This window comes from Streptomyces sp. NPDC002130, assembly GCF_040296465.1.
GTDB lineage: Bacteria > Actinomycetota > Actinomycetes > Streptomycetales > Streptomycetaceae > Streptomyces.
The window spans coordinates 1-11,826 of the sequence record NZ_JBEOXI010000020.1 but is presented as its reverse complement, the minus strand read 5'-3'; the positions used below and the strand labels follow the sequence as shown (position 1 = coordinate 11,826).

Here is an 11,826-nt window from a genome sequence, read left to right as displayed (position 1 = left end):
AGCCCATCCCTGCGGTCCATCCCTACGTGAAAGGGAATCCCGTGCAGACCTCCCCCCACACCTTCCCGAGACACGCCGTGCCGGCCCTCCTCGCCGCCGTGCTCATGGCCTGCCTGCTCTCCTGGGCGGACGGCTCGCCCGCGCAGGCCGCCGCTGCGCAGCCCGGATTCACCGGCACCACGGTGACGGCTGCCGCCCCCGGACAGCCGGGCGACCCGAACATCAAGTTCGTCGGCCGCTGGGACACCACCGGCTCGACCACCGCCTACACCCCGTACTGGGCGGGTGCCTACTACCGGGCGGGCTTCACCGGCCGGACGGTCAAGCTGAAGCAACGGAACACGATCGACCTGTGGGCGCGGATCGACAACGGTCCGGTGCGGTTCTACGACGACGTCAGGGGGACGGTGAACCTGACCCCGACGGCCCTGGCCCCCGGCAACCACACGCTCCAGGTCAACTACCAGGTGGTGGCCGGGTCCTACAAGGGCGACGCCGTCTTCCAGGGTCTGGTCCTGGACAGTGGCGCGACGACGTTCGCACCACCGGCCCCGGCCAAGCTGGTCGAGTTCGTCGGCGACTCCATCACCGTGGGCACGACGAGCTCGCAGAACGCCCGTACCGCGTACGGCTGGCTGATCGGGGAGCGGCTGGGCGTGGAGCACACGCAGATCGCGCAGGGCGGGGCATGTCTGGTCGCCGCGGCGGACGGATGCGTGGGGCTGGAGCGGCAGTTCACCAAGCTCAACCCGAACGCGGCGACGCCCGACTGGAACTTCTCCCGCTACCGGGCCGACGCGGTCGTCATCAATCTCGGCACCAACGATGTCGGGCACGGGGTGAGTGCGGCGCAGTTCCAGTCGGCGTACAGCAGCCTGCTGCGCAAGGTGCGGGCCGCGTATCCGCAGGCGTGGATCTTCGCTTTGGAGACGTTCCGCGGGCGGTTCGTCCCGCAGACAGAGGCCGCGGTGAAGGCCGCCGTGGCCGCGGGTGACACGCGGGTGTCCTTCGTCGACACGACCGGCTGGCTGGGGTCGGGCGATCTGACGGACTCGGTGCATCCCAACGACCGCGGGCACCGGGTCATCGCCGACCGGCTGGCGCCGGTCATCGCGGCGCGGATCGGCTCGTAGCGGGCCTGAAGGTCAGGGGGCGGGTCTCACATCGGGCCGGGGCCCGCTCCTCCCTTGAGACGTTCCAGGTCCGAGGGGCGGACCTGGATGACGACCAGGGCGATCAGCGCGGCCACCGCGGTGAAGATCGCCGCCATGATGAAGGCGGCCGACACACCTGCGGTGAGGACCTCGTCGGACCAGGGCTTGGGCAGTTGCCCGGTCTGTTCGAAGCGGATGCGTTCGGCCGGGGTCGCCTGCCGGAGGAAGTCCGGGACCTGCCGGTTCGCCTCGTTGGTGCTGGCCGTGCCGAACATCGTGACGAGGATGGACAGGCCGAGAGAGCCGCCGACCTGCTGGGTGGCGTTGAGGAGCCCGGAGGCCGCACCGGTCTCCGGCGTGGACACGTTGGACAGCGCCATGAGGGTCAGTGACACGAACTCCATGCCCATGCCCAGGCTGAACACGAGCATCGGGCCGAGGACGCTGCCCGCGTACGTGGAGTGAACGTCGGTCAGGGTCAGCCAGGCCAGGCCGGCCGCCGCCAGGATCGCGCCCACCACCATGAACGGCTTGGGCCCGTAGATGGGCAGGAACCGCGAGGCCAGTCCGGCTCCGACGGCGATGACCGCACTGACCGGCAGGAAGGCAAGTCCCGCCGCGAGCGGGCTGAACCCGAGCACGTCCTGCACGAAGAGCGTGAGGAAGAAGAACATGCCGAAGATGGCGGCGGCCAGGCACAGCATGATGCCGTAGGTGCCCGCACGGTTGCGGTCGGCGAACATGTGCAGCGGCGTGATGGGTTGTTTCGAACGCCGCTCGATCATGATGAAGGCCGCCAGGACCACGACCGCCCCGGCGAATGAGGCGACGGTCAGGGCATCGCGCCAGCCTTCCTGCGCTGCTCTGATGAAGCCGTAGACGAGCAGCACCATGCCCGCGGTCGAGGTGAGTGCGCCGGCGATGTCGAAACGCCCGGGGTGGCGTTCGGACTCCCTGATGAAGCGCGGTGTGGCGAGCACGATGAGCAGGCCGATGGGCACGTTGACGAACAGCACCCACCGCCAGTTCAGCCACTCCACCAGCATGCCTCCGGCGAGCAGGCCGATCGCGCCGCCGCCGGCCGAGACCGCGGCGAAGACCCCGAAGGCCCGGTTGCGTTCCGGCCCCTCGCGGAAGGTGGTGCTGATCAGGGCGAGCGAGGTCGGGGAGGCGATGGCGCCGCCCACGCCCTGCAGGGCGCGTGCGCCGAGGAGTTGGCCGGAGTTCTGGGCGAATCCGCCGAGCAGCGAGGCGAGCGCGAAGAGCAGCACGCCGAAGATGAAGACGCGCCGCCGGCCGAGGATGTCGCCGGCCCGGCCGCCGAGCAGCAGCAGACCGCCGAAGGTGAGGGTGTAGGCGTTGACCACCCAGGACAGACTGGTGGTGGAGAAGTCCAGCGCACTCTGGATGTGGGGCAGCGCGATGTTCACGATGGTGATGTCGAGGACCACCATCAACTGGCACGAGGCGATGACGAGAAGTGCCATCGTGCTTCCGCCACCACCGGATTCCCTGGTGGTGGTCGTCTGTGGTGAAGCCGGCTGCGGGCTGCTGCCTGCGGTGTCCACCGTTCGACGGTACGCCCGGCCCTCGCGCCCCACCAATCGATCACCGTCGGCCCGGCAGCGGCTGGTCGGGGGGCAGCGGTTCCTCGACCCCGAGTTCGCGCTGGACGCGGGAGCCGATCCGCTGACCCGCACGAGGAAGGTGCTGCGGCTGCCCGCCGACGGTAGGCAACCACCTGTCGGCGATCACGCGGAAGACCGGTGGCCGCAACCGGATCGACGCGGCGCGCCCCGGACCCTCGTGCCCGGTCCCGGGATCCGACACGAGCATCCCGGCACGGGTGGGCCGCCGACCAGCACCTTTCGTCACGCGTACGGTGTGGAGGCGTCATCCCGGGGACCGTGCGGAACGCCGATGCGGCCCGGGTGTTCGGCTCCGGTCCTCGCAGCTCAGCGGCCCCCGCGGATGAGGCCCGTCAGATACCGCCACAGCGAGGAGCGCTGCCGGGCGGACGGGTCCGGCAGGACATCCTCGGCCACCCCGGGTGCGGGGTCGTCCGCCCACGGCCGCGGGGGCGGCGCGGAGGCGAGTTCGTAGTGCACGGGCAGGGAGCGCAGGCCGCGCATGAACGGCGAGGAGCGCCACGGCAGTTGGTCGGCGGGCAGGGCGAGGTCGAGGTGGTCGAACCGCTCGAACAGGCGCCCCACCCCGGCCGCGGCGACCGCGGAGGCGAGCTCCCGCGCCGGGCACTGGCGCGGCCCGGCTCCCCAGGACAGGTGGGCCCGGGTGCTGATGGTGGTGCCCGAGGCGACGTGGTCGGCGAAGAGCGGGTCGGCGTGGGCGGCGCCCGGGGAGACCCACACGGGCTCGCCGGCCCTGATCGTGTAGTTGCCGAGGGGGGTGTCCCGGGCTGCGAAACGCGGGACGAAGTTGACCAGGGGCGGCTTGCGCATGACGACCCGGTTCATGCTTTCCCTCACCATCCCGGCGGACAGGCTGGCGCGCACGCTGCCCTCGCCCGAGATGACCTCCACGACGGTGTTGGAGATGAGGATGCCGACGTGGTCGGACGTCATGCCGAGCAGCATGAACAGCTCGCGGGCGAGCTGGTCGAGCGAGAGGTCCCGGTGGGCGGCCAGCAGGTAGGAGGGGAAGTCGTCGCCCGGCTTCTGGAGCTTCAGCGCGGCCAGTTCGGCCAGTGTCGCCAGCAGGCGCTCCAGCGCGGCCTCGGCGTCCTGGCCCGCGTCGAGCACGCGCCACATGTCCATCAGCGCGTCGTCGCCCTGCGAGCCGGGGAAGCCCAGCAGATGGCTGGCCACCATCAGCGGCAGCGGCCGGGAGAACTGCGCGGACAGGTCCGCCACGCCCGTCTTTCCCCCCTGTCCGACGAGGGTGATCAGTTCGTCGGCGTAGGCGGTGACGGCTGACTTCAGGCGCTTGGCCTGGGGGTGGCGGGGGTCCTGGAAGGGCTTGAGGGCGACGTCCCACGCGCTGCGCAGCGGCCGGTAGCCGGGGCCGCCCTGGATCAGGATGTGGTTGACCTCCAGGGAGGGTCCGAGCGGCCAGTCGGCCGGCACCCTGCCCTCGGTGCGGGCCCGCCAGTTCTCCAGGCCCTTGGGCCATCCGTCGTCGTCCTGGAGCACCTGGAGCGACTCGCGGTAACCGAGGACCAGCCAGGCCGGCACCCCCAGCAGATCGACCGGCGCGACCGGGCCGTGCTGCTGTCGCAGCCGTTCGTACACGAGCGCGGGGCGTGTCTCGTAGTCCCTGGTCAGCAGCGGTTCGGGAGCGAGCGTCTCCAGTCCCGTGCCCTCCAGGTCCACGGATCCGCCGTCACCCCGCTGGGATTCCATCCTCTTGCCACCCTCCGACACGCCCTGTACCGGCACACCATCAGCCGGTAGCCGGAAACGGTGGGGACCCTACCCCAGGCTGAACTCGCGGGTAACGGCCGGGGGTGGGTGGCGGGGACGGCCCGGTCCGGGTCAGGCGGCCGTGTAACCGAGTTGACGGCGCATGTAGGGCGTCATGAGGCTCTTGGCCTTGGCCAGGGTGGTGGTGCGGCTGCCGAGGACGGCGGACTCGCCGCCCGGCACGGGCAGCACGGTCAGTCCGTCGGCGGGCCCGAAGGGCACGATGAGCGGGGTGCGCCGAGTCGGGCGGTAGAGGCGCGGTTCCCTGCGGTGTTTGCCTGAACTTCGCAGGTAGGTACGGATGTTGTGGGCGGCGGTGTCGGCCTGGGCGAGGGCGGCCGGGGTGACCTTGAGTTCGCTGACGTCGTTCACGTCGCCGACGGCGAACACGTCCGGCCTGCCCTCCACCCGGAGCGTGGGGTCGACCTTCACGCGGCCGGCCGCGTTGAGCCAGTCGCCGTGTCCGGCCAGGCGCAGCCAGAGCGTGTTGGGGGTGGTGCCCGTCGCCCAGAAGGACAGGTCGGCCTCGACGATCGTGCCGCGGGCGTCGCGGTAGGTGCCGAATTCCGTGCCGGGCGACATGAAGGAGTCGAGCCGCACCTCCACGTCGTGGGACTCCAGCCAGGCCAGGGCCTTGCGTCCCGGGCGGGTGGTGCCCGCCGAGTCGAGCAGCGCGGACCCGGAGTGGGCGAGGGTGACCCGGGCGTCCGGGCGGGCGAGGCGGATCTCGGCGCTGAGTTCGACGCCGCCCGGGCCGCCGCCGACGACCAGGACGTGCTCGGCCGTGGCGACGTCGCGCTGGTGCTCGGCGAACGACTTGGCCGCTTCTTCGGTGGTGGTGCCGGTGAAGCGGGCGGGCTCGGGGTAGTCGGCGCCGGTGGCGATCACGACCACGTCGTACGGCAGCCGCTCGCCGGTGGCGAGGACGACCTGCCGCTCGGCGGTGTCGACGCGGACGGCCTTGCCGGTGACCAGGCGGCCGTGGCGCAGCAGCCGGTCGTAGGGGATGAAGGGCGCGTGCGTCCACTCGGGGTGCACCCCGGCGCGCAGGGAGGCGATGCGGTGGAAGAAGACCTCCTTGCGGTCCACCAGCGTGACCCGGGCCGTGCCGTCGAGCCGCCTGGCCAGCCGGACACCGGCGTAGCCGCCGCCGATCACCACTACGTCGCCGTCATGCACACCGAGTCTCCTGTACCTGGTGAGGGGAGCGAGGGCCGCCGCGGACGGGCCCCGCTCGGATCGGCCCCCGGCGGCCACTCGACTGACGTGACAGTAGCGATTGAAAGTTAAAGGGATTCCGGGGTTCCGTGCATGTTCCGTGAAGGGATCGTCACCTGAGCGGCCGTCACTTCCCCCAGATCTTCCGGTAGGACTCCCGGTAGCCCGACGGGTCCCAGGCCGTGGCCCCTTCGCTGTTGTCGGCCGTCGCGATGTGCACGGGGGCCACGTACCCGCTGTCGGGGCGGCCGGAGAAGGCGCGGTTGAACTCGTCGACGATCTGCCAGCCCTGGAGGGACAGCGGTTCGGGCACGGTGGCGGCCTGGTACTGCTCGCTGTTGACGCGCTGGAAGGCGGACGGGTCACCGTCCCCGGCCCCGATGTTGAAGGGCGGGCCGGAGCCCTTCTCACCGGCGGCGCGGAAGGCGGGGGCGGCGTCGGCGAAGTACAGGTCGTTGATGGCCACGGAGTGGGTCCAGCGGTCCTGGAAGCGGGAGAGCAGGGAGGAGATCTCCCGGGGGGTACGGCTGCTCGCGTCGGGGATCGGGATGTTCTCCACCGAGAGCAGCCGCACGCCCTGGCAGTCGGCCAGTTCCTCGCGGATCAGGTCGGACTTGTTCCGGGCGAAGGGGATCGACGCGTCGGTGATGAGCACGACCCCGGCGCGGCCGTTGGAGTCGGAGATGATCCACTGCGCGCTGATGCGGGCCACGTCCTCGACGCGGGTGGTGACGTTGGTGAAGAGGTCGGGCCGGCGGCTGGGGCCGGGGTCGGGGACCGCGTGCCAGCCGATCAGCGGGATGCCCTGGGCGTTGGCCCGGGCGGTCTGCTGGGCCGTCGAGTCGGGATCGAACCCGCCGATGACGATGCCCGAGGGCCGCAGGGCGACGGCTTCGCTCATGGCCGCCTGGATTCCGGCCGGGGTGCCGCCGCCGTCGATCACCCGGACGTTCCAGCCGATGGCACGGGCGGCGTCGCGCACTCCGTCGGCCGCGCCCGCGACACCGGGGTTCGTCATGGTCTGGGCGACGTAGACGAGGGTCTTGCCGGACACCGCCCGGGGGCCGCTGGTGGGTCCGCCCCAGGGGATGTCGGTCCGCTCGGCCCGGGTGACGGCTTCCCGGGCCCGGGTGTGGACGGCGGGGCAGCCGCTCGGGCCGGTGGTGCTCTCGTCCGTGTCGTCGGAGGAGCCGCGTTCGCAGCCGGTGAGGACGGCGACCGTGGCCAGCAGGGCGCAGGAGGCGAGCCGCGCGGCGCGGACTGCGGGGGCGGCCTTGCGGGTGTGGTGCACGGGAGCTCCAGTGAGGGGATCGACGCGGCGGGGCGAGCCGTAGGGGTCAGGGCGGGGCCGTGCCGCCCTCCCGCGCGGGAGAGGACGGGGGCGGCGCGGCGGGCGTGTCGCGGGCCGCGCCGCCGCGCAGCCGGCGGCGGGCGGCGTATCCGGCCAGGCCCACGGCGATGAGCAGGGTGCCGCCGTTGAACAGCGGGACCGTCCAGAACTCGGCGCCCAGCTGGGCGATGCCGGTGAGACCGACGGCTAGCACGGCGACGGCGACGACGGTGCCGAGGGCGTTGGGCCGGCCGGGTTTGATCGCCGTGGAGCCGAGGAGGGCGCCGACGAAGGCGGGCAGCAGGTAGTCGAGGCCGACGCTCGGGTTGCCGATCTGCTGCTGGGCGGCGAGCAGCACCCCGGCGAAGCCGACGATCAGGCCCGAGGCGGCGAACGCGTAGACGGTGTACCTGCGGGTCGGGATGCCCACGAGGTCGGCGGCGCGCGGGTTCGACCCGACGACGTACAGGTACCGGCCGAGCGGCAGCCGCTCCAGCACCAGCCAGAGGGCGGCCGCGAGGGCGAGCACGTAGAAGGCGGGGACCGGGAGGCCGAGGAACGAGGAGTCGTAGAGGTCGGTGAACCCGGAGGGCAGGCCCTGCGGGCCGGGGACGATCCGGCCGCCGTCGGTGATCCAGCCGGTCACGGCGTACATCATGCTGCCGGTACCCAGGGTGGCGATGAAGGAGTCGATCCGGCCGAACTCGACGATGACACCGTTGAGGACGCCCACGACCAGCCCTCCGGCGAGCACGGTGAGGCAGGCGAGCGGCCAGGGCCAGCCCTCGTTGACGACGAGCTGCAGCACCATCACATGGGCCAGGCCCAGGCCGTAGCCGATGGAGAGGTCGAACGCGCCGGTGACGACAGGCACCATGGCGGCGAGCGCGAGGACGGCCGGGATCGACTGGTTGGACAGGATGGAGTCGAGGGTGTCCAGCGTGGGGAAGGTGTCCGGCAGGGCGAGGGAGAAGGCCAGGTAGAGCAGGGCGGTAAGGGCGAGCAGGCCGTAGGCGCCGATGTGGTGGCCGCCGGGACGGCGTCGCGGCCGGGCCGGGGGCATCACTGGTGCCCGGCCGGGGACGGGGGCATGGCCGAGGCCGCCCGGGTGAGTCCGGCGACGGTGAGCGCGGGGCCGCTCAGCTCGGCCGTCACGGTTCCGCGCACGAAGACCAGGGTGCGCCGGCACACGCTCGCCACCTCCTCGAAGTCGGTCGACAGCAGCAGCACCGCGAGGCCCGCCTCCAGCGCCTCGTGGAGCAGGTCGTGGATCGCGGCCTTGGCGCCGATGTCGACGCTCGCGGTGGGCTCCTCCAGGATCAGCAGCCGCAGGTCCGTCCGCAGCCAGCGGCCGAGCATGACCTTCTGCTGGTTGCCGCCGGACAGTGTGGCGATGGGCGTCTCGCTGTCGCGGGGGCGCACCGAGAAGCGGTCCATCAGGGCGGCGGCCCGGGCCCGTTCGCCGCCGGGGCCGATCCAGCGCGGTGCGGGCAGGCCTCCCGCGCGGGGGTTGGCCAGGAGGTTCTCCCGCACGGTCAGCTCGGCGAGGCAGCCTTCCCGCAGCCGGTCGCCCGGCACCAGGCCGACCCCGAGGGCGACGGCCTCCGCAACCGTACGGGGGTGGTACGGCCGTCCGTGCAGCACGGCCCGCCCGTCCAGGAGGGGGCGGGCACCGGCGAGGGCGCGGCCCAGGTCCATGTGCCCGGCGTCGGAGAGGCCGACCAGGCCGAGGACCTCCCCGGCGGCCAGTTCGAGGGTCACGGGCCCGGCCCGGGCGGTGCGCACGCCGTCGAGGGTCAGGACGGGGGGTGCGCCGGCCGCTGTTCCGGCACGGCGGCGGGCGACCGGTCCGTCCGTCTCGCCGACGATGTCGTGAACCAGACGCGCGGGGCTGCGCTCGGCGAGCCGGCCGTGACTGACCAGCCGGCCGTCGCGCAGGACGGCGAAGGTGTCGGCGACGCGGTAGACCTCGTCCAGGCGGTGGCTGACGTAGAGGACCGCGTGTCCGCGGTCACGCAGGTCGTGCAGGACACGGAAGAGCCGGGCGCAGTCCGCAGCGGGCAGGCGGGCGGTCGGCTCGTCGAGGACGATCAGCCGCGCGCGGGCGGCCAGGGCCCGGGCGATCGCCACCAGCGAGCGGTCGGCGGGGGCGAGATCGGAGACCGGCGTGTCCGGATCGAGGTGCGCGGCGACGACCCGCAGGGCCTCGGCGCAGCGCGCGCGGGTGCGCCGCCAGGAGATCAGCCCGGACCGGCGCCCGTACCCGGTGGTCAGGGCGATGTTCTCGGCCACCGTCATCCACTCCACGAGACCGAGGTCCTGGTGGATGAACGACATCGCCCGGGCGGCGGTGGGGCTGCCGAGGGGTTCCCCGGCGACAGTGACCTGCCCCGCGTCGGCGTGGTGGACTCCGGCGAGGATCTTGATGAGGGTGGACTTCCCGGCGCCGTTGGGCCCGAGAAGGGCCAGGACGCTGCCGGGATGGACGTCGAGGTCGGCGCCGGCCAGCGCGACGGTGCCGCCGAACCGCTTGCTGAGTCCGCGGATCCGGACCAGGGGTTCCGGCCCGAAGGGCGAAGCCGTCTCCGGGGGCGTGTCGGGAGCGTCGCGCACTCGATCAAATTACAGCATTCCGGGCATTTTTCAGCCTGCTGTGGCTCCGGTGGGGAGTGGCCTCCCCGGCCCCCGGCCGATGGTCGCCTCACACCGTGTCGAGCCCGCACTCGGCCCAGATGACCTTGCCCTCGGGCAGGTAGCGCGTGCCCCAGCTCTGCGACAGCTGCGCGACGAGGAACAGGCCGCGTCCGCCCTCGTCCGTACTGGCCGCCCGGCGCAGGTGCGGTGCGGTGTTGCTGGCGTCGGAGACCTCGCAGATCAGGGTCCGGTCATACAGCAGTCGCACCCGGATGGGCTCGGCGCCGTGCCGGACGGCGTTGGTGATCAGCTCGCTGAGGATCAGCTCCGCGGCGAACGCGGCCTCGTCGAGCCCCCGGTCGGACAGCCACCGCACGGCGGACGCCCGTACCTCGCCGACGAGAGCCGGGTCGGCGGACAGCTCCCAGGCGGCGATGCGGCCGGGGTCCAGGGCGTGGACGCGGGCGACGAGCAGGGCGATGTCGTCGTGCGGGTGCGCGGGCGCCACGGTGTCCAGGACAACCTGGCAGGTCTCCTCCGGGGCCCGCTCGGGGTGGGCCAGGGCCTCGCGCAACTGCTCCAGGACCACGTCGACGTCGCGGTGCCGGTCCTCGATGAGCCCGTCGGTGTACAGCACGAGCTGGCTGCCCTCGGGAAGGTCGACCTCGACGGCGTCGAAGGGCAGGCCCCCGAGACCGAGCGGAGGCCCGGCCGGCAGGTCGGGGTAGGTCACGGTGCCGTCGGGGCGGACGAGCGCGGGGGGCGGGTGGCCGGCGCGGGCCATCAGACACGTCTGGGCCGCCGGGTCGTAGACGGCGTAGAGGCAGGTCGCACCGATGACGCCGGCGCCCTTGCCGTCGGGGTCCTCCCGGTCGAGGCGGCCCACGAGGTTGTCCAGGTGGGTGAGGACCTCGTCCGGCGGGAAGTCGAGCTCGGCGAAGCTGCGGGCGGCGGTGCGCAGCCGCCCCATGGTGGCCGCGGAGAGCATGCCGTGGCCGACGACGTCGCCGACGAGGAGACCGACGCGGGTGCCGGGCAAGGGGATGACGTCGTACCAGTCGCCGCCCACGTCCGACTCGGCGGGCAGGTAGCGGTGGGCGACCTCGACGGCGTCCTGGTCGGGCAGGCCGTGCGGGAGGAGCCGCCGCTGGAGGGCCAGGACCATGGTGCGTTCATGGGTGTAGCGCCGGGCGTTGTCGATGGACAGGGCGGCGCGGGAGGCCAGTTCCTGGGCGAGGGAGCGGTCGTCGTCGCCGAAGGAGCCCCCCGCGCGGTAGAAGCAGGCGACGCCCAGGACGACACCGCGGGCGAGCAGGGGCACCGCGATGAGGGAGTGCACGTGGGCCAGCAGGCGTGCGGTCGGCTCGGGGTCCTGGGCGAGCCAGCCCGCGGCGGCCTTCAGGTCCGGTTCCAGCACGGCCTCACCGCTGCTGAGGCAGCGCAGCTGGGGCGTGGCCGGGCCGAAGTCGATGCGCTTGCCGGCCGGCGTGAAGGGCAGACCCTCGCGGATGCCGTGGACGACCGTGCGGCGCAGGTCGGCGAGGGGGTCGGCGGACTCCTCGCCACGCAGCACGGCGTCGGGCAGGTCGATGGTGACGAAGTCGGCCAGTCCGGGGACCGCGGTCTCGGCCAGTTCCTCGGCGGTGCGGCGCACGTCCAGGGTGGTGCCGATGCGGGTGCTGGCCTCGGACAGCAGCTCCAGGCGGCGGCGCGCCGCGAGGGCGTAGGCCCCGACCTGCGGCTCCCCCAGCATCACCAGACCCCGGGCCGGGAAGGCCGCCTCGGACTGCCCGCCCGCGGCGCTCCCGCCTCCGTCGGCCGCGAGGGCCCCGTCGGGCTCGGGAACACCCCGGGCCCCGCCGCCCGGGACGGCGGCATCGGACTCGCCGCGACGCCGACCGCTGCCGGTGCCAGACGCAGCGCCATCGGGATGTTGTAGGTCGAGGCGTCGGTGTCCATCTGGTTGAGCACCCACATACTCTGCTGCGCCAGAGACAGCGGAATGCACCCTCACCGAACTCGCCCGCGCCGAGCACCCGCTCACGCCGCAGCGCTACGAGGTGGAGGCCAT

General features: G+C 72.8%; 8 protein-coding genes. 1 reads left to right on the top strand and 7 read right to left on the bottom strand.

Going from position 1 to position 11,826, the window contains the following annotated elements; translation table 11 throughout:
* Positions 1–41: 41 nt before the first annotated feature.
* Positions 42–1,133: an SGNH/GDSL hydrolase family protein gene (locus ABT116_RS06070; protein ID WP_351628468.1), complete on the top strand. Its 1,092-nt coding sequence runs from the start codon at positions 42–44 to the stop codon at positions 1,131–1,133.
* A 26-nt stretch (positions 1,134–1,159) separates the two neighbouring features.
* On the opposite strand, the gene ABT116_RS06065 is transcribed toward ABT116_RS06070, so the two are convergent.
* From ABT116_RS06065 to ABT116_RS06035, 7 genes are all read right to left on the bottom strand, one after another.
* Positions 1,160–2,641 carry an MFS transporter gene (locus ABT116_RS06065; RefSeq protein WP_351628551.1) on the bottom strand — a complete coding sequence of 494 codons (1,482 nt, stop codon included), beginning with the start codon at positions 2,639–2,641 and terminating at the stop codon, positions 1,160–1,162.
* A gap of 468 nt (positions 2,642–3,109) precedes the next feature.
* Positions 3,110–4,513 carry a cytochrome P450 gene (locus tag ABT116_RS06060; protein WP_351628465.1) on the bottom strand — a complete coding sequence of 468 codons (1,404 nt, stop codon included), beginning with the start codon at positions 4,511–4,513 and terminating at the stop codon, positions 3,110–3,112.
* 132 nt (positions 4,514–4,645) lie between these two features.
* The gene (locus ABT116_RS06055; protein WP_351628463.1) at positions 4,646–5,752 is read right to left on the bottom strand and encodes an NAD(P)/FAD-dependent oxidoreductase; all 1,107 of its coding nucleotides are present in this window, start codon (positions 5,750–5,752) and stop codon (positions 4,646–4,648) included.
* Positions 5,753–5,918: 166 nt separating this feature from the next.
* A complete protein-coding gene (locus tag ABT116_RS06050) occupies positions 5,919–7,082 on the bottom strand; it encodes a substrate-binding domain-containing protein (protein WP_351628460.1) in 1,164 nt (387 codons plus the stop codon).
* A gap of 46 nt (positions 7,083–7,128) precedes the next feature.
* Entirely contained in the window at positions 7,129–8,184 is a 1,056-nt protein-coding gene (locus ABT116_RS06045) for an ABC transporter permease (protein WP_351628457.1), read from the bottom strand.
* Positions 8,184–9,734, bottom strand: a complete 1,551-nt coding sequence (locus ABT116_RS06040; protein WP_351628455.1) for a sugar ABC transporter ATP-binding protein — start codon at positions 9,732–9,734, stop codon at positions 8,184–8,186. Before ABT116_RS06040 ends, ABT116_RS06045 begins: the two co-directional genes overlap by 1 nt.
* Before the next feature lie 88 nt (positions 9,735–9,822).
* Entirely contained in the window at positions 9,823–11,511 is a 1,689-nt protein-coding gene (locus ABT116_RS06035; RefSeq protein ID WP_351628453.1) for an ATP-binding SpoIIE family protein phosphatase, read from the bottom strand.
* Positions 11,512–11,826 lie beyond the last annotated feature (315 nt).

Bases quoted from the DNA above. Each gene is read 5' to 3' on its own strand.
- ABT116_RS06065 (WP_351628551.1), bottom strand. From the start codon at position 2,641: ATGGCACTTCTCGTCATCGCCTCGTGCCAGTTGATGGTGGTCCTCGAC.
- ABT116_RS06060 (WP_351628465.1), bottom strand. From the start codon at position 4,513: ATGGAATCCCAGCGGGGTGACGGCGGATCCGTGGACCTGGAGGGCACG.
- ABT116_RS06045 (WP_351628457.1), bottom strand. From the start codon at position 8,184: ATGCCCCCGGCCCGGCCGCGACGCCGTCCCGGCGGCCACCACATCGGC.